At 72.0% G+C, this 21,463-nt stretch carries 17 protein-coding genes; 8 read left to right on the forward strand and 9 right to left on the reverse strand.

Annotated elements, in window-relative coordinates; translation table 11 throughout:
- Positions 1-21: 21 nt before the first annotated feature.
- The 3 genes from BLV05_RS01070 to BLV05_RS01080 all read right to left on the reverse strand — a co-directional run bounded on the left by BLV05_RS01070 (position 22) and on the right by BLV05_RS01080 (position 4,461).
- Entirely contained in the window at positions 22-969 is a 948-nt protein-coding gene (locus BLV05_RS01070) for an FKBP-type peptidyl-prolyl cis-trans isomerase (RefSeq protein ID WP_046768355.1), read from the reverse strand.
- A gap of 230 nt (positions 970-1,199) precedes the next feature.
- A complete protein-coding gene (locus tag BLV05_RS01075; protein WP_152690708.1) occupies positions 1,200-3,410 on the reverse strand; it encodes a COG1361 family protein in 2,211 nt (736 codons plus the stop codon).
- A gap of 70 nt (positions 3,411-3,480) precedes the next feature.
- Positions 3,481-4,461, reverse strand: a complete 981-nt coding sequence (locus BLV05_RS01080) for a substrate-binding domain-containing protein (protein ID WP_052762380.1) — start codon at positions 4,459-4,461, stop codon at positions 3,481-3,483.
- Positions 4,462-4,839: 378 nt separating this feature from the next.
- On the opposite strand from BLV05_RS01080, the gene BLV05_RS01085 reads away from it, so the two are divergent.
- From BLV05_RS01085 to BLV05_RS01105, 5 genes are read left to right on the forward strand one after another with little or no spacing between them, the layout of a single operon-like run.
- The gene (locus tag BLV05_RS01085) at positions 4,840-6,243 is read left to right on the forward strand and encodes an aldehyde dehydrogenase family protein (protein WP_046768357.1); all 1,404 of its coding nucleotides are present in this window, start codon (positions 4,840-4,842) and stop codon (positions 6,241-6,243) included.
- Entirely contained in the window at positions 6,240-7,727 is a 1,488-nt protein-coding gene (locus BLV05_RS01090) for a sugar ABC transporter ATP-binding protein (protein ID WP_046768358.1), read from the forward strand. Before BLV05_RS01085 ends, BLV05_RS01090 begins: the two co-directional genes overlap by 4 nt.
- Positions 7,724-8,728: an ABC transporter permease gene (locus BLV05_RS01095; protein WP_082155168.1), complete on the forward strand. Its 1,005-nt coding sequence runs from the start codon at positions 7,724-7,726 to the stop codon at positions 8,726-8,728. The genes BLV05_RS01090 and BLV05_RS01095 overlap by 4 nt, the downstream gene beginning before the upstream one ends.
- Before the next feature lie 22 nt (positions 8,729-8,750).
- On the forward strand, positions 8,751-9,740 hold the full coding sequence (locus tag BLV05_RS01100; protein WP_046768414.1) for a substrate-binding domain-containing protein: 990 nt from the start codon (positions 8,751-8,753) through the stop codon (positions 9,738-9,740).
- Between the two features lie 43 nt (positions 9,741-9,783).
- A complete protein-coding gene (locus BLV05_RS01105; protein ID WP_046768359.1) occupies positions 9,784-10,473 on the forward strand; it encodes a class I SAM-dependent methyltransferase in 690 nt (229 codons plus the stop codon).
- Positions 10,474-10,483: 10 nt separating this feature from the next.
- On the opposite strand, the gene BLV05_RS01110 is transcribed toward BLV05_RS01105, so the two are convergent.
- The 4 genes from BLV05_RS01110 to BLV05_RS01125 are packed head-to-tail and all read right to left on the reverse strand — an operon-like array spanning position 10,484 to position 13,605.
- Positions 10,484-11,362 (reverse strand): hypothetical protein, encoded by an 879-nt coding sequence (locus tag BLV05_RS01110; protein ID WP_046768360.1) that lies wholly within the window; start codon positions 11,360-11,362, stop codon positions 10,484-10,486.
- Positions 11,363-11,411: 49 nt separating this feature from the next.
- The gene (locus BLV05_RS01115) at positions 11,412-12,641 is read right to left on the reverse strand and encodes an MFS transporter (protein ID WP_046768361.1); all 1,230 of its coding nucleotides are present in this window, start codon (positions 12,639-12,641) and stop codon (positions 11,412-11,414) included.
- A 38-nt stretch (positions 12,642-12,679) separates the two neighbouring features.
- A complete protein-coding gene (locus tag BLV05_RS01120; RefSeq protein ID WP_201777970.1) occupies positions 12,680-12,943 on the reverse strand; it encodes an anti-sigma factor family protein in 264 nt (87 codons plus the stop codon).
- Positions 12,940-13,605 (reverse strand): RNA polymerase sigma factor, encoded by a 666-nt coding sequence (locus BLV05_RS01125; protein ID WP_231948685.1) that lies wholly within the window; start codon positions 13,603-13,605, stop codon positions 12,940-12,942. The genes BLV05_RS01120 and BLV05_RS01125 overlap by 4 nt, the downstream gene beginning before the upstream one ends.
- A gap of 84 nt (positions 13,606-13,689) precedes the next feature.
- On the opposite strand from BLV05_RS01125, the gene BLV05_RS01130 reads away from it, so the two are divergent.
- The 3 genes from BLV05_RS01130 to BLV05_RS01140 all read left to right on the forward strand — a co-directional run bounded on the left by BLV05_RS01130 (position 13,690) and on the right by BLV05_RS01140 (position 19,351).
- Positions 13,690-14,652 (forward strand): ATP-binding cassette domain-containing protein, encoded by a 963-nt coding sequence (locus tag BLV05_RS01130; RefSeq protein WP_046768363.1) that lies wholly within the window; start codon positions 13,690-13,692, stop codon positions 14,650-14,652.
- Positions 14,649-15,494: an ABC transporter permease gene (locus tag BLV05_RS01135; protein WP_082155169.1), complete on the forward strand. Its 846-nt coding sequence runs from the start codon at positions 14,649-14,651 to the stop codon at positions 15,492-15,494. Before BLV05_RS01130 ends, BLV05_RS01135 begins: the two co-directional genes overlap by 4 nt.
- 131 nt (positions 15,495-15,625) lie before the next feature.
- Positions 15,626-19,351 carry a S8 family peptidase gene (locus tag BLV05_RS01140; RefSeq protein ID WP_046768364.1) on the forward strand — a complete coding sequence of 1,242 codons (3,726 nt, stop codon included), beginning with the start codon at positions 15,626-15,628 and terminating at the stop codon, positions 19,349-19,351.
- Positions 19,352-19,474: 123 nt separating this feature from the next.
- Here the strand turns inward: BLV05_RS01140 and BLV05_RS01145 are convergent, their stop codons facing one another.
- On the reverse strand, positions 19,475-20,491 hold the full coding sequence (locus tag BLV05_RS01145) for a helix-turn-helix transcriptional regulator (protein WP_046768365.1): 1,017 nt from the start codon (positions 20,489-20,491) through the stop codon (positions 19,475-19,477).
- Positions 20,492-20,513: 22 nt separating this feature from the next.
- The gene (locus tag BLV05_RS01150) at positions 20,514-21,443 is read right to left on the reverse strand and encodes a dihydrodipicolinate synthase family protein (protein WP_046768366.1); all 930 of its coding nucleotides are present in this window, start codon (positions 21,441-21,443) and stop codon (positions 20,514-20,516) included.
- Positions 21,444-21,463 lie beyond the last annotated feature (20 nt).

Raw genomic sequence — 21,463 nt, forward strand, 5'->3', positions numbered from 1 at the left:
GTCGCATATGTGCCGCCCGCCCTAGATTCCGGCCAGGATGTCGATGACGTACACCAGCGTCGAACCGGCGGGGATGAGGTCGCCGCGGCCATCATCACCCCACGCCAGCTCGGGCGGAACCACCAACATCACCCGGCTGCCGATGGTCTGGCCCAGGAGCCCCTGCCGCCAGCCCTCGATGGCTCCGCTGAGGACGATGGGCTTCCCGGCGCCCTCCTCCCAGGTGTTCTGGAACTGGGTGCCGTCCCAGAGCGACCCGGCGACCTGGACGACCAGGCTGGAGTCCGCCGTGACCGGCTGGCCGGCGCCGATGAGCAGGGGCTGGACGACCAGCTCCTCCGGCGGCGGGCCGTCGGCGGGAACGATCACCGGCATGCGGACGTCGGTCGTGGCGCTGTCGGCATGGTCGACGACCGGCAGTCCGGGTTGCAGTCTCGCCTCGGTGCCCTCGGCCTGGACGGGTACGTCGAGCACGGACTCGATCTCGAACGCCCACAGCGTGGTCTCGTCCTCGGCCACCGGCGAGGCCAGGAGGAGCCGGGCACCCACCTGGGCGCCGACCAGCACGTCCAGCAGGGCCCCCGGCATGTTGGCCTCGTCGGTCATCAGGATCTGCGGCGAGCCGTCATAGGTGTTGCCCTCCTCGGTCCCGTCGGAGCCGTTGACGGTCACGACGTCGGCCACCACGGCGCGATTCACCTCGATGACCTCGCCCGCGCCCGGTTGCATGACGCGGGCGACCGGCCCGGTCACGCGCAGGGGCGCGGTGAAGCCCAGGACGGGCGCGGTGCCCGGTTCCGCCGTCTGTTCCACCGTGGCCAGCGCCGCGGTGTCCGCGGCCGCGTCGATCGACGGGAGCGCGGACGCGGCAGGAGACGAGCCGGCTGCACCGTCCTCCCCGCCGCACCCGGTGAGCAGGACGGCGGTCAGGGTCACGCAGACGGCGGTGAAACGGGTGGTTCGGCGCATGGGTCCGGTCCTCATCGTGTGTCGTGGGGCCGTGCCGCCGGGAGTCCCCGGCGGCACGGCCTCGAGCACTAGGGGGTGTCTGACGGATCTTCGGCGGCGCGGATCGACGCCCAGACGCCGACCAGCTGCGTTGTGTCATCACCCGATGGCGCGGCATCGAGCTACTTCGACGCCTTGCTGGACCGACGCCTGAACGCCGCCCGCATCCACCAATATCCGTCAGACACCCCCTAGTCGTCGCAGGCGAATGGAGCAGCCGTGTACTGGTACTCCACGTCCTTCGTGAACGGATACTCGACCGGATCACCGCCGGCGGTGGCCGCGACCGTGTACGTCCCTTCCGGAACCGTGTCGAGACGGGTCCCGATGGAGACGTTCACCGTGGCGCCGGGCGCGATGGAGTCGAACGTCCTCGTGCCCTGCGGGGTGGTGACGGTGACGTCCTCGGCCGCGACGTCATCGGTGTTGGTCACCCGATAATCCATCCGCGCGCGGTCGGCGAAGCATCTGCCCGACACCTCGGTCGTCAGCTCGAGTGAGTCGATGCCCTCGTAGGGCACCTCGAGCGAATAGGTCTGGTCGCCCTTGGTCGCGGTCACGTGCGCCACGCCGTCGGGAATCGGGCCGTTGACCTTGAATCTGGCGTTCGGATGGGCGTCGGGACGAACGTCCGTGAACGTCTGGGTGCCGTAATCGGTCGTCACGGTGACGTCGACGTTCGGAACCGTCTCCTCGAGGTTGATCACCTCGATGTCCAACTGCGGCTGCGTGCCGTGCCAGTTGTCGACGTTGGCCTTGGCCGTGATGGACACCGGCGGCCGGTTGTCGGCGGGCTCGTACAGGCGGACGTCGTCGAACTGCAGCCAGCCCTCGGTCGAGTTGGTGTACTCGATGCCCATCATCACGAAGTCCGGGTAGGCCGAGTTGGCATGCCACATGTCCGGCCAGGTGCGCTTGGTCGAACTCGGCGCCCGCGTACCGTCGGGCTGGAACTGACTGGTCGTCGACCGGGCATAGCCGTTGTAGCGGCCGTCGTAGTGGTCGCCCGGGTAGGCGTTGTAACGCCAGACCGGGTTGTTGTTCAGGATGAACGGACGGTAGTAGCGGTAGGTGTGCCAGCCCACGTCCTGGAACATGCCGCTCCACTCGAGGGTGTAACCCAGTTCGGAGCGCTCGACCGCGAAGGTGTACGGAATGTACGGGAAGAACCGCGGGTCGGACTGCGCCATGGCGCGCGGCGCGTTGGTGGTGGTGTCTTCGTAGATCATGCGGCCGGGGTGATCCGGGTCCGGCACGGAGTTGTTGCAGTCGGAGAAGAATCGCTGGGACTGCCCGGCCATTCGGCCGACCTCGTAGTAGCCCCCGGCGCTGTTGAAGCCGTTCATGCGACCGCTGACCCACGGGTTGACGCCGTTGCGGTGGGTTTCCTGCATGCGGGTCAGAACGCCGGTCTCGGAGTTGCAGACCGCGCCGTTGTTGATGCGGTCCGGATCAGTGGCGAACTGGTCCATCAGCACCTTGCGGTGATAGTGCCAGAAGTGCAGGTTGCGCGGCATCGGGTTCTGGACGTCGGTGACCGTCAGCGCGTGCAGACCGTTGTAGCCGGCACCCCCGTAATTGAGCGGGTTCCAGTTGCCTACACCGCACTGCGGGGTGGTGTACGCGTTGGTCTGGCTGTCGGGCCACGGGTACTGGTTCTTGCAGTTCTCCCGGCCCAGCGCGTCGGTCAGCGTGAAACCGTTCCACCGCGGGGTGCCCGGCTCGATGCTGTATTCGCCGTCGTCGCCGTACTCGAATCCGGGGTGCTCGGTCCAGGCCGACCATTCCCCGGTCTCCGGGTCGTACCGCTCGCCACCCATCTCATAGCGGGTGACCGTGTACTCCATGCGGTATTCCGCGGGCATCGGGTCGGTGTTGCGGATCATGGCGCCGGCGGTGGGGTCGTCGGACCTCAGCTCGGCGACGATGTTGCCCGTCTCCGGCTGCTCGATGACGTGGAAGACGCCCGGCCGCTCGGGCTGGTTCTTGCCCGAGGTCAGATCCTGCTGGCGGCCGGTCAGCGCGACGGTGATCCAGTTGTCCTCGCCGATCTCCTTGGTCTTCTCCCAGGTCCGGAACGATCTGATGGCCTGGCCGAAGCCCATGCCCATCTCGCCCCAGTAGGCGTCGCCGTCGTCGTCGCTGATCGTGTCGTAGACGTTCTCGTAGTTGTCGAGCTTCCAAGGAATCTCGTCCATGTTGATGTCGAGATCCTCTTCGTCGAACAGCTCGCGGTACTTCAACTCCCAGCCGGGCCGGAAGGTGTCGTCGGCCGCTTGTGCCGCACCGCCCTCGCCGTCCCCACTGGCCGACGCCGCTGACGGGCCGGCGGTCAGGGTCAGCACGACCGCCAGACCCACCCCCAGCCCCAGCACCGGGGTCAGTTCACGTCTTCTTCGCACTTGTACTACCCTCTTTCCTTCTGGTGCGTTCGAGAGCTGGTACCGCCTTCTTCCCTTCTGTTGATGGGCGCTATTCCTGGTACTCGGCCGCATTTCCCGGCCGGACCAGCGGAGATGGCACGAAGGAATTTCGGGCGAAGTCTTCTCGCCGGAAGATGGTCACCATGAGGTTGACGCCCTGCTCGCCGATCTCATCCGGGTCGACCAGGGACGTGGCATTGAAATTGGAGCCGGCCATGATGGCCTCGAATGCCTCGGGAGTTCCGCCCACGCCGACGAAGATCATCTCGTCAGTACGTCCCGCATCGGCGGCAGCCTTCTGCGCCCCGAGACACATCGCATCGTTCTGACAGAACACGGCCACGAGGTCCCCGTGCTCGGCCAGGAGTGAGTTCATGACGCGCTCACCGCCGGCTTCGGTCCAGTCGCCGAGCTCGCCGGATTCGACCAGCGACATCTCGGGCAAGGTCTGCGCGAAGCACTCCCCGAAACTCTCGGCCAGGAGGAGCCCGATCGGGTGACTGGCCGGGCCACCCTTGATGGTGGCGACCTTGCCCCGTCCACCCAGGGCGCTGCCGATGTAGTCGCACGAATCCCAGGCGATCGTCGAGTAGTCCGGCCCGATCCACGCGTTGTAGAAGCCGGAGTCGAAGAGCCTGTCCACGAAGACGAGCGACACCTGGGAGTCCTTCATCGCCAAGGACACGCCGGGTGCGTTGACCAGATCGCCGCCCGAGACGATGATGCCGTCGACCTCCTGAGCCAGCAGGTCGGTGACGTCGGCGGCGAGCTGAGCGGGATCGCCGCCGGCGTCCGTGCTGATGGCGGTGACGCCGACCTCGGCCGCCCGGTCCTCCATGGCCGTGTTCAAGGCAGCCAGGTAGGGGGTCGCCAGCGAGTAGTTGGCGATGCCGATCGTGAAGCCGTCGGCCTGGAAGGCATCGACCGAAGGGGCGGCCGAGGAGAGGCTCGCCGGGTCCGGCGACCCCGCCGTCTCCGCAGGCTGGTCGGCCGCCTGACAGCCGCCGAGGCCAAGTGCGATCACCGTCACACTTGTCAGCGACACAAGGGTTCGAGTCGATCGCAGCATGGACGTCACTGTCCTTCTCTGTGATGGAACGTGTGTTCTCACCGGTGGAGCATGCGTCATACGCCGGGCGTGTGGCTCCGGGGGCGACGAGACCCGCGCCCGCCTGGTGTTCCCAAATACGAACTACGTTCTCATACGCGACGTCACCATATTGGCGGCGTCGTTTCGGCGTCAAGGGGTCGACGAGGCCGCCGAGCGGCGATGGAACCTTGACGAGCCATGGCGGCGGCTGTAGCGTCCCGTCCAGAATTGCGAACCATGTTCGTAATCGCGAACACGCGGCCCGGTTCCCCGCCGCGGCACTGCGAACGCCATCGACGAAGCTGGAGACGTTGCCGGATGCCTGATGAAGCGGCGTACACCGAGGTGACCAACCCCGGCACCGGTGAGGTGCTCGGCCGGCTGCCGATCATGACGGCGGCCGAGGTCGACGCGGTCGTCGCGAACGCCGCGGCCGGGCAGGACGCCATGGCCGCGTTGCCCGCTCATGCGCGCGCCGCGCTGCTGCTGGACGTCGCCGCCCGGCTCGAGGCCGAGCGCGACCCGCTGGCGGCGCTGCTGGCCGCCGAGAACGGCAAGCCGATCGAGCAGACCGAGGGCGAGGTCGACGCCGCGATCCGGATCTTCCGCGGCACCGCCGGCGAGGCCACCCGGCTGTTCGGCACCCAGTACCCGCTCGACGCCGTGCCCGGCCTGGAGCGCAACCTCGCGGTGACGATCCGCGAGCCGCTCGGCGTCGTCGCCGCGATCGTGCCGTTCAACTACCCCGTCGAGCTGTACGCGCACAAGGCGGCCGGCGCGCTGGCCGCCGGGAACGCCGTCGTCGTCCAGCCGCCGGCCCGCTGCCCGCTCTCGCTGCTGCGGGTGCACGAGCTGTTCGCGGAGGCGGGCGCGCCGGAGTTCGCACACCAGCTGGTCACCGGCGGTGTCCCTGTGTCGCAGCAGCTGGCCGACCACCCGGGCATCGCCGCGGTCACCCTGACCGGCAGCACCGTCGCCGGGCGTGAGATCGGCCGCCGCGGCGGCGCGACGTTCAAGAAGGTGCTGCTCGAGCTGGGCGGCAACGACGCGCTCATCGTCTGCTCCGACGCCGACCTCGACGCCGCCACCGACGCCGTCGTGCTCGGCCGGCTGGCCCGCGGCAACGGGCAGATCTGCTGCGCCGTGAAGCGGGTCTACGTCGACGCCTCGGTGCACGACGCGTTCGTCGAGTCGCTGACCGCCAAGGCCGCCGCGCTCACCGTCGGCGACCAGCTCCAGCGCGCTACCGAGGTCGGCCCGCTCATCGCCGAGTCCGCGGCCGAGGCCGTCGAGGGTGCGGTCAAGCAGCTGATCGACGACGGCGCCCGGCTGACGGCCGGCGGTGTGCGCGACGGCGCCTTCTACACGCCGGCCGTCCTCACCGACGTGCCGGCCGACAGCCCGGCGCTGGCCGAGGAGATCTTCGGCCCGGTCGCGCCGGTCGCCCGGTTCACCGACCCGGCCGAGGCGGTCGCCCTGGCCAACGCGTCGCCGTACGGCCTGCAGGCGGCCGTGTTCACCCGCGACGTCTCCCGCGCGTTCTCCATCGCCAAGCGGCTCGACGTCGGCGGCGTCGTGATCAACGGCTCGACGGCGCTGCGCGCGGAGAACCTGCCGTTCGGCGGGACCAAGGACACCGGCGGGCACCGCGAGGGTTACCACCACACCGTCCGCGACCTGACCCGCGAGAAGACGATGATCGTGATGGAGGCGTTCGGGTGACGCTGCGGATCCGCGGGGTACGCAAGTCCTTCGGGTCGGTCGAGGTCCTGCACGGCGTCGACCTCGAGGCCGCGAAGGGTGAGGTGGTCGCCGTCGTCGGTGCCAACGGCGCCGGCAAGTCGACGCTGATCAAGATCCTGGCCGGCGCGCAGCCGGCGTCGTCGGGCGAGCTGTCGCTCGACGGCGAACGACTGGACCTGCGCTCCCCGCACGACGCGCACGAGGCCGGCATCCGCACCGTCTACCAGGAGCTCACGCTGGTGCCGGAGCTGACCGTCACCGAGAACCTGCTGATCGGCGCGCTGCCGCGGCGGGCCGGGCTGATCGACTGGCCGGCCGCGCACCGGCGGGCCCAGGCGCTGCTCGACGAGCTCGGCTTCGGCGGCGTCAAGGCGACGACCAAGGCGGGCCGGCTCAGCGTGGCTCGTCAGCAGATGGTCGAGATCGCGAAGGCGCTGGTCAGCGAGCCGAAGGTGCTGGTGCTGGACGAGCCGTCCGCGGTGCTGGCCGGCAGCGACCTCGACTCGCTGTTCGCCCTGATCCGGCGGCTGCAGGAGCGCGGCGTCATCGTCGTCTACATCTCGCACCGGCTGGCCGAGGTCGCGGCGCTGGCGAACTCGATCGTCGTCATCCGCGACGGCTCCGTCGTCGCCACCACCACGCCGGCGCAGACCGACGAGACCGAGCTGATCGCGCTGATGGCCGGGCGCCGGCTGGAGCGCATCTACCCCGACCGCCGCCCGCCCGCCGGTGACCCCGTCCTGCAGGTGAACGGCCTCAGCCGCGAGGGCGAGTTCGCCGACGTCAGCTTCGAGCTGCGCGCCGGCGAGATCGTCGGCCTGTTCGGGCTGGTCGGCGCCGGCCGCAGCGAGCTGGCGCTGTGCCTGTTCGGCGCCACCCGGCCCGACGGCGGCACGGTGCGGCTGGACGGCGCGCAGCTGCGGGCCGGCGGTCCGGGCGCCGCCATCGGGTCCGGCCTGGCGCTGGTGACCGAGGACCGCAAGCGCACCGGCATCGTCGCGTCGATGACCGTCCGCGACAACATCGCGCTGGCCACCATGCGCTCGACGATGCGCGGGCCGCTCATCGACGGGCCGAAGCAGAGCGCCCAGGTGGCCGACATGGTGCAGCGCTTCGACATCCGCCCCGCGCACAGCGCCGGCATGCGCATCGACCGGCTCAGCGGCGGCAACCAGCAGAAGGCGATCCTCGCCAAGTGGCTGCTGGCCGGCCCACGCGTACTCATCCTCGACGAGCCCACCCGCGGCGTCGACATGGCGACCCGGGTCGACATCTACCGCACCGTCGACGAGCTGGCCCGCTCCGGCTGCACGGTCCTGCTGATCTCGTCCGACCTGACGGAGGTCATCGGCGCGACCGACCGGGTGCTCGTCATGCACGAGGGGCGGATCGCCGGCGAGCTGGACTCGGCTGGCGCCACGGAGGACCAGGTGCTCGCGCGTTCGATCGGAGAGGCAGCATGACATCCCAGACCGCACCGCCACCCGTCGAGGACGACCGCCGGAGCACCCGGCGGCAGCTGCCTCGGCTCGTGGTCGGCGGCCGCGACGTCACCAGCGGCGTCGGGTTCGTCGTCGCCCTGGCGCTGCTCGTGGTCCTGGCGGCCGTCACCACGGAGAACTTCCTGACCGAGCAGAACCTCACCAACCTGCTGCGGCAGATGGTGACGGTCGGGCTGCTCGCCTACGGGATGCTGGTCGTCATCCTCACCGCGGGTATCGACCTGTCGGTCGGGTCGGTCGTCGCGTTCTCCGGCATCGTCAGCGCGGGGCTGGTGTCCGACCTGCCGATCCCGCTGGCGCTCGCCGTGGGCGTCGCGGCCGGCCTCGGGTTCGGGCTGGTCAACGGGTTGCTGATCGCCGGGTTCGACCTCGCGCCGTTCGTCGTCACGCTGGCCGCGCTGACCACGATCCGCGGCCTGGCGTTCGTGTACTCCGAGGTGCCGATCGCGCCGGAGGATCCCGGCTTCTTCACCCTCGGCACGGCGCTGGCCGGGCCGATCCCCGTCCCGACGCTGATCATGATCGGAGTGTTCCTGCTCGGCGGGGTCTTCCTCACCCGGACGCCGGCCGGGCGGGCCATCGTCGCGATCGGCGGCAACCGCGAGACCGTGCGGCTGGCCGGCATCAGCGTCAAGAAGCACCTGGTGCTGGCCTACACGATCAGCGGCACCTGCGCCGGCCTCGCGGGCGTCATCCTCGCCAGCCGGGTCGGCATCGCACAGCCCAGCGTCGGCGTCGCGTTCGAGCTGGACGCGATCGCCGCCTGCGTCATCGGCGGCGCCAGCCTGGCGGGTGGACGGGGGTCCGTGCGAGCGACGCTCGGCGGCGTCCTCGTCCTCTCGCTGATCAACAACCTGCTGAACCTGCACGGCGTCCAGAGCTTCTGGCAGCAGGTCCTCAAGGGCCTGATCATCATCGCCGTCATCATCGTCCAGCGCCGCTCCATGGGCGAGCGTGCCTGACAAGGAACAGGAGCACACGAACATGAAGGCTTCCCGGATCGGTGCCACAGTGGTCGCCGGACTGCTCGCCCTCGGGCTCGCGGCCTGCGGCTCGGACGACTCCGACGACACCAGCAGCGACGGCGGAGGCGACGGCGACTACACGGTCGGCGTCGCGAACTTCACCCTCGGCGGCCCGTACTTCAACGGCATGGACACCGCGATCCGCGCCCAGGCCGACGAGCGCGGCGTCGAGGCGATCAGCACCGACGCCAACGGCGACGCCGCCAAGCTCGCCTCCGACGTCGAGGACCTGATCAGCCGCGGCGTCGACGCCGTCATCATCTCCGGCGGCCCGCTGGAGTCCGCGCCCGCGGTGCTCAACTCGCTCGACGCCGCCGGCATCCCCGTCGTGCTGGTCGACCGGCAGTTCCAGTCCGGCGAGTACACCAGCTGGCTGGGCCCGGACAACGAGCGCATCGGCGTCCAGGACGGCGAGTTCATCGCCGAGTACCTGCCCGACGGCGGCAAGGTCGGCATCATCAAGGGCGGCCCGGCCGACAACAGCATCGGGCTGGCCCGCACCGAGGGCTTCACGTCCGTCATCGGCGCGGACGACCGGTTCGAGGTCGTCGAGGCGCCCGACTTCGGCGGCTGGGGCTCCGACGGCGGCCTGACCGTCATGGAGAACCTGCTCGCGTCGCACCCGGACCTCGCCGCGGTGTTCTGCGAGAACGACGCGATGTGCCTGGGCGCGCAGCGGGCCATCGACAACGCCGGCCTGACCGACCAGATCGTGCTCGCCGGCGTCGACGGCCAGCTGGAGGCGCTGGAGGCGATCGCCGCCGGCGGCAACTACGTCGTCACCGGCCTGAACAGCGCCGACGAGATCGGCCGGCTCGGCCTGGACCGTGCGCTGGACATCCTGGACGGCGAGGACGTCGAGAAGGACACCGTCGTCGACTCCCCGCAGATCACCCAGGAGAACGCGCAGGAGCACATCGACCGGCTGAACGAGATCACCGGCTCGTAAACGCACTCGCTTCCAGGCGCGGGCACATGTGACGATCGACCACATGCGCCCGTCCTGGAAGCTCGACGAGACCGCCCACGCCGGCCACGAGCACCTCGACCCGGCGTTCGTGGCCGGGTTCGACCGCAAACAGGGCTATCCCGACCCCGCCTCCGACATCGCGCTGCTGGACGAGCGCGGCGTCCGCTCCGTCGTCGACATCGGCGCCGGCACCGGCCAGTTCGCCGTCCCGGCCGCCGCGCGGTTCGACCGCGTCGTGGCCGTCGACGTCTCACCGGCGATGGTCGACTACCTGCGGTCACAGGCCGAGAGCGCCGGCGTCACGTTGGAGCTGGCGCAGGCCGGGTTCGTCAGCTACGAGCACCAGGGCGAGCCGGTCGACGCCGTCTACACCCGGCACGCGCTGCACCAGCTGCCCGACTTCTGGAAGGTCGTCGCGCTGCACCGCATCGCCCGCATCCTGGGGCCCGGCGGCGTGCTGCGGCTGCGCGACCTCGTCTACGACTTCCCGTCCGCGGCGACCGAGCAGATCATGGACCGCTGGGTGTCCGGCGGCGTGGCCGACCCGGCGGAGGGGTACACCGGCGCCGACTACGCCGAGCACGTCCGCACCGAGAACAGCACCTTCCGCTGGCTGCTCGAGCCGATGCTCGACCACGCCGGCTTCGACATCGCCGACGTCGAGTACGACGCCGCCGGCCTGTTCGGCGCCTACACCTGCGTCAAACGCTGAGCAGCCAAAGTTAGCGGCGGCCGTGGGCGAGCAGCGTCCGCACCGCCCACACCGTCTGGTAGCCGCGCCACTCCAGCGCGCCGGCCGCCGACGACGAGTCGAAGTCGACCACCCAGCCGCCGTCGTCCTGCTGCAGGGCCGCCAGCCGGTCGAGGTCGCGCTCGACGGCGTCCGGGTCGAGCAGCGCGCGCAGCGGCCGGCCGGGCTCCGGCGACAGGTCGAGCAGGTGCATCGCCTCGCCCTCGATGCCGCCTTCGACGGGGATGCCGCCGTCGGACGGGACCAGCCGGCCCAGCCGCTCCAGCTCCGCTGCCGCCTCGGGCCGGCTGTCGTGAACGGCGTCGAGGAAGCCCAGCGAGAACATCAGCTCGTGGGCGCGCGGGCGCTCGGTCGCGGCGATGGTCGTCAGGCAGAACTCGGTGGCCCGGTCCAGCCACGGGTGTCCGGCGATGACGGGGTCCAGCCGGGCCGCGCGGTGGGCCTGACCCGCGACCGCACTGGTGATCTGCAGCGACGACTCCGATGCGTCGGCGCCGATCCACCAGTGCGACGTCCCCTCGGGCACGGTGACCGGCAACGCGAACGGCACGCCGCCGTCGGGCAGCGTCACCGAGGCGAGCCAGTCGCAGAGCGGGCCGGCCAGGCCGCCGTCGCCGGGACCGGTCTCGGCGAGTACCTCGAACGCGTGCAGCGCGGCCGGCGGCTGGCTCTCCGGGGAGCGCAGGTCCGGCTCCAGGCCCCAGCCGAAGCCGCCGTCGGGGTTGCGGTAACCGGCCAGGGCGGCCAGCGTCGCCGTCCGGTCGCCGGTGCCGCTCACCAGACCCAGCCGGAGCCGGTCCAGCTGACGGGAGTGGCCGGCCATGAACGCGGAAGCAGCGGTGAGATCCATGCCGCCATCCTCGCGCCGCCCGGCCCGCCCCGCTTGAAGGTTTCGGACGTCAGCGGGCGCCGACGAGCTCGGCCTCGGGGCACGGCGCCGGCGCCGGCGCCGCCGCCGACCGGCGGGCCAGGCCGACCAGCAGGACACCGGTCAAGATCGCCGTCGCCAGCACCATCCAGCCGGCCGACCGCACGCCACCGCCGTCGATGACGGCCCCCGCCACCAGCGCGACCGGCAGGAACACCATCCACGACAGCGCGCTCACGCCCGACGCCACACCGGAGCGGACGGCCGACGGCACCGCGTCGTGCAACAGCTTCGACAGGTGGATGCCGGCGAGGATGGTCAGCACGGCCATGACGACCTGCGCCGGCACGATCAGCGCGGCCGAGGCGCCCGTCGTCAGCACCAGCCCGGTCGCCGCCAGCAGGGCCGTCCCGCCCACCGCCACCCGGGGCGAGTCCAGCCGCACCCGCCCGGCCAGCGCGCCGGCGATGCCGAACGCCGCCGTCAGCGCCGCCCAGTACGGCCCGAACGCGACCGCCGGGACGGCCAGCGCCACCAGCCACAGCGGCCCGAACTCGAACAGGAACGACGTCGTCACGGCGGCCAGCACGATCGCGGCCACGATCGGCAGCACCCGGCCGCGGTCGCCGAGGATCCGGTAGGTCTGCGCGAGGTGCCGGCGCAGCGACTCCGGCCGGCCGGCCTCATGCAGCCGCGGCTCCCGGAACCACAGCAGCGCCACGGCCGCCAGCACCATGAACGGCACGGTCAGGAAGTAGGTCGCCCGCAGCGACAGCAGTCCGGCCAGCCAGCCGCCGGCCAACGAGCTGCCCACCAGCGAGACGCTCTCGATCAGCCGGATCCGGCCGAGGGTGCGCTCGTACGCGTCGCTGGAGCCGGTCTCCTCGAGCACGGTGTCGTAGACGACGGCGTCCAGCGTGCCGGTCGACATCGCGAAGTACACGCCCAGCGACATCGCGCTGACCAGGTACAGCGGGACGCCGGTGCTCAGGCCACCGATCAGCGCCGCGCCCGCCAGTCCGGCGGTCCCGGTGAGCAGCACCGACCGCCGGCTCCACCGGTCGGCCAGCACGCCCGACGGGATCTCGATCAGCGGCACCACACCGGCGTAGACGGCGGTCATGATGCCGATGGTCATCGGGTCGAAGCCGATCTCGCTGAGGAACAGCTTCTCGATCGGCACCCACAGCAGGACGGCCTGCAGGACAACGGCCAACTGCAGCGGACGCAGCCGGCGGCGCAACGCGGTTGGTTTCGGCATGCCCGTTCAGTGTCAGCGGGACCGCGAAACGTTACGCCTCAGGCGGAGGAATCTCGGAACGCGGCGAGCAGCCGCTCGCGGTCCTCGGGCGACAGCGGCGCGCCGCCGGACAGCCCGGCCAGCACGTCGGTGGTCTGGCGCACCTGGTCGACGTAGAGGTGGCAGCCGTCGCACAGCGAGATGTGGTCGACGACGCGCCGCTCGGTGGCGGGGTCGAGGTCGCCCTCGAGGAACGCGGTGACCAGTTCGACCAGCTCGTTGCAGGCGAGGTGGTCGACGGGGTCGTTCAGCGACTCGGTCACGGCACCTCCTCTCCGGTGCGGACGGCGGCGTGGTCGAAGTAGCGCTCCAACCGGAGCCGGACCGTGGCCCGGGCCCGGTGCAGCAACACCCGCTGGTTCGCCGCCGAGATCTCCAGTATCGAGCACACCTCGGCCGCGTCGTAACCGTGCACGTCACGCAGGGTGATGACCACGCGTTGCCGGGCCGGCAGCCCGGCCAGCGCGGCCGTCACCTCGGACCGGACCTCGGCCGCCAGCAGCGCCTGTTCGGGCGTGGGCCAGGGCGTCGGCGGCCGCTCCCAGTGGCCGGCCAACGGGTGCCCGGGGGCGGCGAACCTGGCCGGGTCGACGGTGGGACCGCCGCCGTCGCCCACGCCGCGCAGGCTGCTGGCCGGGACGGTACGCGCTTCGCGCCCGCCGCGCCGGCGGGCGAGGTTCGCGACGATGCGGTAGACCCAGGTGCGCAGCGACGACCGTCCGGCGAACGTGCCGATGCCGCGGACGACGGCCAGCCACGCCTCCTGGACCACCTCGGCCGCCGAGTCCTCCGTCGACACGTAGACCCGGGCCAGCCGGACCATGCCCGGCGACCACGCGTCGACGACCTGCGCGAACGCCGACTCGTCACCGGCCAGCAGCAGGCCGGTGAGCACGTCGTCGGGCGGCAGCTCGGGGGGCGGCACCGAAACAGCATGGCAGTGGACACCGACAATGTCGGTGGCACAGGGCATGCTGGTCCCCTGCCAGGAGGAACAAGGAGGTTCCCCATGGACCACGCCATCCAGGCCGAGGGCCTGGTGAAGCGCTTCGGCGAGACGACGGCGCTCGACGGCGTCAGCCTGTCCGTGCGCACCGGCACGGTGCTCGGTCTGCTCGGCCCCAACGGCGCCGGCAAGACCACGGCCGTGCGCATCTTCGCCACCCTGCTCCGGCCCGACGACGGCCACGCGTCGGTCGGCGGCTACGACGTCATCCGGCAGGCGCACCAGGCCCGCCAGCTCATCGGGCTCACCGGGCAGTACGCGGCGGTCGACGAGATGCTCACCGGTGCCGAGAACCTGCTGCTCATCGGCCGGCTGCTGGGCGTGCCGCGGGCGGCCGCGAAGCAGCGGGCGCGCGAACTGCTGACCGAGTTCGACCTCACCGACGCCGCCGACCGCGCGGCCAAGACGTACTCCGGCGGCATGCGGCGCCGGCTCGACCTCGCCGCCAGCCTGGTCGGCCGTCCGTCCATCCTGTTCCTCGACGAGCCCACCACCGGGCTCGACCCACGGGCCCGCTCGGAGCTGTGGGCGCTGACCCGCGGCCTGGTCGCCAAGGGCGTCACCGTGCTGCTCACCACGCAGTACCTCGACGAGGCCGACGCGCTGGCCGACGAGATCACCGTCATCGACCACGGCCGGGTCATCGCGTCCGGCACGCCCGACGAGCTGAAGGCCAAGACCGGCTCGCAGACCCTGGTCGTCCGGCCCGAGGACGACACCAAGCTCGGGGTCGTCGTCTCCGTCGTGGCCGACCTGACGAAGACCACCCCCGAGATCGACGGACCCCGGGTCACCGCGCAGGTCGCCGACCCCGCCGTTCTGCCGGCCGTGGTCCGCCGGCTCGACGACGCCGGCGTGCTGGTCATCGAGCTGACGCTGCGCGGCGCCAGCCTCAACGAGGTGTTCCTCTCGCTCACCGGGCGGCCGGTCGAAGACGAGACCGAGTCCGAAGGGAGGCCGGCATGACCACCGCCACCGCGGCCCGTCCCGCACCGGCCGAGCTGAGCCCGCGCGTCGGAGTCGGCGAGGGCATCCGGCAGACCATGACGCTGGCCTGGCGCACCATCGTCCAGGTCCGGCACAACCCGTGGGAGCTGGGCGACTTCAGCATCCAGCCGATCATGTTCGTGCTGCTGTTCACCTACGTGTTCGGCGGTGCCATCGCCGGGTCGACCGGTGAGTACCTCACGTTCGCGCTGCCCGGCATCATCGTCATGAACATGCTGTTCATCACCATGTACGTCGGCACCGGCCTGAACATCGACCTCACCAAAGGCGTCTTCGACCGGCTGCGGTCGCTGCCCATCGCGCGGTGGGCGCCCATGGCCGGGCGCATCATCGCCGACCAGGTCAAGCAGGCGTGGTCGATCCTGCTGCTGCTGGCCATCGGCATGGTGCTCGGCTTCCGCATCGGCACCGACGTCTGGTCGGTGCTGGCGGCGATCGGCCTCCTGCTGGTGTTCGCGCTCGCGTTCTCGTGGGTGTCGGTGCTGGTGGGCGTGGTGGCGAAAGATCCCGAGAAGGTGCAGCTGTTCGGCTTCACGGCGCTGTTCCCGGTGACGTTCGTCAGCAACGTGTTCGCGCCGACCAACACCATGCCGAGCTGGCTGCAACCGATCGTCGAGGCGAACCCGGTCACCATCCTGGCCGACGCCTGCCGGGCGCTCATGGTGGGCGACGACACCATCGACACCGAGTGGTACGTCGAGTCCGCCACCGGTCCGGCCGTGCAGTCGCTGATCTGGGCGGCCGCCATCGCCGCGGTGTTCGCGCCGCTCTCGGTGTGGGCGCTGCGCCGGCGGGTCTGACGCCTCTGGGCGGCTGGCGGGTTTCTGCCATGGCGGTCATCGGTCAGCCTCGACCTCTCGGCCGGGCGGCCGCGCGCCTCTAGGCTCCCGGGCATCCGCGCCGCTTTCGGCGCCTCTGCCCGGGAGGTCCCATGCGCCGGTCTCGTCCCCTGCTCGCGCTCTGTGCCGCCGGTCTGCTGGTCGCGGCCGCCGCGCCGGGCGCCGCCGACCCGGCCCCGGCCGACCTGACGCCGGCCGCCCCGCCCATGACGGACGGCGCATCGTCCAGCGCGACGGTCACGCTGGTCACCGGGCACCGGCTGCGGGTCGACAGGTTCGCCGACGGCCGGCAGGCGGTCACCGCGCTGCCCGCGCCGGGCGCCGTCCGGGCGAACCTCAAGGTGGTCGAGCGGCCGGAGGGCCTCTACGCGATCCCCGCCGAGGCCGAGCCGTACCTCGCGGCCGGGTCGCTGGACCGCGCGCTGTTCAACGTCACCGGCCTGATCGAGCAGGGCTACACCGGCGACGCGCTGCCGCTGATCGTCACGTACGCCGGCGGCGGCACCGCCCGGGCCGCGCTGGACGCGCCGGAGCACGCCGTCGTCACCGCCACGCTGGAGAGCGTGGGCTCGGTCGCCGTCGACGCCACCGCCGCCGACCTGCCCGCGTTCTGGGCCGACGTGGCCGCGGACCTGCCGGACGGCAACGCCCGCCGGGCCGCGTCAACCATCGAGAAGATCTGGCTGGACGCGCAGGTCCGGCCGGCACTGTCCGAGAGCGTGCCGCAGGTCGGCGCGCCCGCGGCGTGGGCGGCCGGGTACGACGGCGCCGGCGTCACCGTCGCGGTCCTCGACACCGGTTACGACGCCGCCCACCCGGACCTCGCCGGGCAGGTCGCGGGGGCGGCGGACTTCTCCGGGAACGGCGTCCAGGACGCGCACGGCCACGGCACCCACGTCGCGGCCACCGTCGCCGGGACCGGTGCGGCCTCCGGCGGCGCCCGCCCTGGCGTCGCGCCGGGGGCGGACCTGCTGATCGGCAAGGTCCTCGGCGACGACGGCAGCGGCCAGAACTCGTGGCTGATCGAGGGCATGGAGTGGGCGGTCGCGCAGGGCGCGGACGTCGTCAGCATGAGCCTGTCCAGCGAGGTCACCGACGGTACCGACCCGCTCAGCCAAGCCGTGAACGAGCTGACCGCGGCGAGCGGGACGCTGTTCGTGGCGGCGGCCGGCAACGAGGGCCCCGGCGCGACCAGCGTCCGGGCGCCGGGGGTGGCCGACGCGGCGCTGAGCGTCGGCGCCGTCGACAAGTCCGACGTCCTGGCCGGATTCTCCAGCCGCGGCCCGCGCCTGGGCGACCACGCGATCAAGCCGGAGATCATCGCGCCAGGCGTGGCGATCGTCGCCGCGCGAGCTGCCGGGACGTCGCTCGGCGACCCCGTCGACGCGCACTACACCAGCCTGGACGGCACTTCGATGGCGACGCCGCACGTGGCCGGCGCGGCCGCGCTGCTGCAGCAGCGGCACCCGGACTGGGCGGCGGACCGGCTCAAGCAGGCGCTGGTGCAGTCGGCGCAGGAGCTGGACGAGTACACCGTCTACGAGCAGGGCGCCGGCCGCCTCGACGCCGCCCGCGCCGTCACGCAGACCACCTTCGCCGACACCGCGACGCTGAACCTCGGCACGTACGACTGGCCGCACGACGGCACCGACCCGCTGGTCACACACGCCGTCACGTACACCAACGACGGCGCCGCGCCGGTCGTCCTGACCCTCGAGGCAACGCTGACCGGCGCCACCGGCGCCCCCGCGCCGGCCGGCATGCTGACGTTGAGCCGCCCGGAGCTGACCGTCCCGGCCGGCGGCACCGCGACCGTCGACGTCACGCTCGACCCGAACGTCGGCGACCCCGACGTCTACGGCGGCCGCGTCACCGCCCGCTCGGCCGACGGCGCCGTCGTCGTGCACACGGTCGTGGGCGTGACCAAGGAGCCGCAGACCATCGAGGTGACGATCGAGGGCATCGACCACGAGGGCGCGCCGGCGGCCGGCACCAGCTCGGCCGAGCTGTGGAGCCTGGACACCGACTGGTGGGGCAGCGGCTTCTTCGGCAGCAAGGGCGGCGGCAGCCAGCCGGTGGTGTTCCGGGTGCAGCCGGGCACGTACAGCCTGCTCGGCATCCTGTTCAGCCCGGACGAGTCCGGCGAGCAGGCACGCGAGGTGGCGATCGTCGGCGACACCGAGCTGGAGCTGACCGAGGACACCCACCTCGTGCTGGACGGGCGCACCGCCACGCGCGTCGCCGTCGACACCCCCGAGCCGACGGAGCACCAGGGCCTCACGCTCGGCTGGTACCGCAGCTCCGAGGAGCACATGTTCAACCTCAAGTACATGCTCGACCAGTACATCGACGTCGCGTACGCGGCGCCCACCGAGCCGGTGGAGCGGGGCACGTTCGAGTTCTCCAGCCTGTGGGAGCTGTTCGCGCCGGAGCTGACGCTGCGGGCCGGCGGCCGCGCGCTGGCGCACGAGTACGCGATCGGCTCGCCGAAGATCGACGGCCGGCACCGCTACCCCGTCGCCGACGCCGGCACCGGCACCCCCGCCGAGCTGGCCGGCCGCGACCTCACCGGCGCCGCCGCGCTGGTCCGCCGCTCCGACGAGATCAACGTCTCCGACCAGGCGGCCGCGGCTGCCGCCGCGGGCGCGTCGGCGGTGATCGTCCACCATGACCGGCCCGGCTGGCTGCTCACGGAGGTCGCCGAGGGCACGGCCGTCCCGGTGGTGACGATCTCGCAGGCCGACGGGGTGATGCTGCTGGCCCGGCTGCCTGTCCTCCAGTTCGACGGGGTGGCCGTCAGCCCGTACCTGTACGACCTCATGCAGTCGTGGCCCGCGGCGATCCCGTCCGACGTGTCCGAGCGGGTGCGCCCGCGCGACCTCGCCGAGCTGGACAGCACCTACGTCGCGACCGGTCCCGAGCACCTGGGCAACGAGGCGCGACACGCGTTCCGGCCGTACGACAACTACTCCATCCGCAGCCCGCGCGAGGTGGCGCTGCCGTCGCACCGCGACGAGTGGGTCTCGCCCGGCGACACCCGCTGGCAGCAGTTCGTGTGGGCGCAGCGGCTGCTGGTCGCGGGCATGATCGAGGGCGAGCGCACGTACACGGCCGGCGAGTCCGACCCGCGGTCGTGGTTCGGCCCGGTGGTCCGGCCGGGTGTGCCGCTCGACACGGATCACTACGGGCAGTACGGCATGCCCGGCTTCCGCGAGGGTGACGAGCTCACCGTCCTGGTCCGCTCGTTCCTCGACGGCAGCGACCGCAACGGCGACGAGGCCGGCGTCGACACGACCGCGGCCCGGCTCTACCGCGACGGCACGCTGGTCGCCGAGCGCGATGCGGTGTACGGCGGCTGGCCGGCGGCGCCGGGGTCCGCGACCTACCGCCTCGAGCTGGACGTCGACCGCGACGCGCCCTGGTGGGAGCGGTCGACGTCGACCCGGACGGCGTGGACGTTCGAGTCGGCGCGACCGGCCGCCGGTTCGCGGGCGGCGCTGCCACTGCTGCAGGTCGACTACGCCGTCGACGTGGACCAGTGGGGCGCGGTGAGCGACCGCACCCGCACCCGCGTCGGCCTGACGGTGCACCGGCAGGCCGACGCCGCCCCGGTGACCGGCGGCGGGCTGCGGCTCTGGGCCTCCTACGACGACGGCGCCAGCTGGCAGCCCGCGCGGGTCACCCGCCGAGGTTCGGCGTACACCGCGATGCTGGACCCCGACCGCGCCGCCGACGCCGTCAGCCTCCGGGTCGAGGCCTGGGACGGCGACGGTAACTGGATCGAGCAGACCGTGCTGCGCGCATACGGCCTGCGCTGACCACCCGGCCCTGAACCGCTCTCGCCCCACCAGAAGTTGATCTTGGAGTTCTGGGGCAATTACCGGGCGAAATGTCCGATAGATGGCCCACTTTCTCCAAGATCAACTTCGGGGTGGGGCGAGCTAGTCCGCGCCGCCGCGAGCACCCGCCGGCCCGTAGCCGTCCAGCCAGCCGTGCTGGGCGGCGTGCCAACCCAGTTGCATGCGGGTGGAGACCTGGGCGCGGTCGAGCAGCGCGCTGATCCGCCGGTGCACGGTGCGGATGCTCAGCCCCAGCTGGCCGGCGATCGCCTTGTCCGTCAGCCCGGCCAGCAGCAGCGACACCAGCTGTGCGTCGGCCGGGGGCAGCCGCTGCGGCTGGCCATCGCCGGGCGTCTGCGCCGTCAGAGCGGACAGCTCGAACGCCCGCTCCCACAGCGACTCGAACAGCGCGATCAGTGCCGCCAGCAGCCCGCTGCGATGCACGACCATGAACGTCGGCTCGGTCTCGGGGTCGTCGGGGGTCAGTGGCACGAACGCCTCCGACCCGTCGATCAGCGCGAACTTCACCGGCAGCTCGTCGACGACGCGAGCCTGTTCGCCGGCGGCGACGTAGCGCGCGACGGCCGCGCTGCCGCCGTCGGACTCCAGCACCGACCGTTCGTAGACGGCGCGGGCGGTGACGCCGCGGGCGAGCAGGTCCAGCTCGGTGTCGTTGGCCTCGTGCGGGATCGCGAACGTCGGCTTGACCAGCACCAGCACCTCACGCTCGGCGCGCCGTTGGAGCTGCTGGAAGCGCTGCGCGACCGCCGGGCGCCCGACGACGACCTCGACCAGCTCGGCCGCCTCGCGCGGCCGGCGGCTGGCGCGGTACCGCCGCAGCAGCTCGTCGACGACCCGGCGGGTCTCCTGGAGCTCGGCCTGCCGCTGCAGGATCAGCGGCTCGATCGCGATGTCCGGCGGCGTCGCCAGGAACCGCGGCGTGCGGTCGGCCGTGCGGCTCATCAGCCCCTTGGCCTCGAGCGACGCGAGCACCGCCGCGGTCTCGTCGAGCGACAGCCCGAGCCCGGTCGCGATGGCCGCCGCGGTGTCGGCGGGCGAGTCGACGAGGGCGCCGTAGACCTGCTCCTCGACGGCGGTGACGCCCGCGGCTTCCAGCATCTGGCCACGGTAACCGGTGCGATCAGGCCGGGAACAGCTCCGGCAGCAGCCGGTGGGCGTCGGCGCCGGCCGGCGCGACGGCGTCGTGCGGGGCCGACGACGCGGGCCAGCGCAGGGTCGTCCCGACGTCGGCCCAGCCGCCGACGGTGGCGAGGAACTTGTCCAGGGCCGGGTTGGACAGCCCGGCGGCCTGCAGCGGGGCGATGTGCCGGCGGAACAGCTCGGCGATGCGCGCCTCCAGGTCGAGCGCGTCCTCCGGGTCCGTCGTCATCATCCGGTACCAGGCGACGGCGCCACACGGCGACATCGCGGCGACGTTGGAGTAGCTGCCGTGCGCGCCCCGGGCGATCCCCGTCGCCAGCAGGTGACCGGGCACGAAGACGGACAGGTCGCCGGCCGACTCGGCCATCGCCGCGTACCAGTCCTCGTCGCCGCCGGCCATCTTCACCCCGATCAGCGACGGCGTCGCCGCGGCGGCCCGCGCCAGCAGCGCCGGCCCGACCTGCGTCTTCGCGTGCGGCGGGTTGTAGAGGATGAGCGGCACCGGCCCGGCGGCCGCGGCCGCACCGGCGAGGAAGCGCACGACCTCGTCGTCGTTCAGCGGCACCCAGTCGGGCAGGATCACCTGGATCGCGCCCGGCTCCAGCGCCGCGGCCCGGCGGATCCGGCCCATCATCACCGGCGTCGCGGGGTGCGAACCGCCCAGCTGGAACGGCAGCCCGGCCGCCTCGCACCGCGTCGCCAGCACCTCGTTGACGCGGTCGAACTCGTCCTCGTCGATGGCGTGGAACTCCCCCGCCGTCCCGTGCGCGTAGACGCCGTCGACCCCGCTGGCTACCAGCGTGTCGACCTGCGCGGCCAGCCGGCACCAGTCGATCGCGCCGTCGCCGCCCAGCGGCAGCAGCACCGTCCCCCACACGCCTCTGACATCGACCGCCCGCAGCGCCTTCATAGCGACGAGCCTAGAGGCCG

Origin of the sequence: Jiangella alkaliphila, assembly GCF_900105925.1 — a bacterium.
In the GTDB taxonomy this organism is placed as follows: domain Bacteria; phylum Actinomycetota; class Actinomycetes; order Jiangellales; family Jiangellaceae; genus Jiangella; species Jiangella alkaliphila.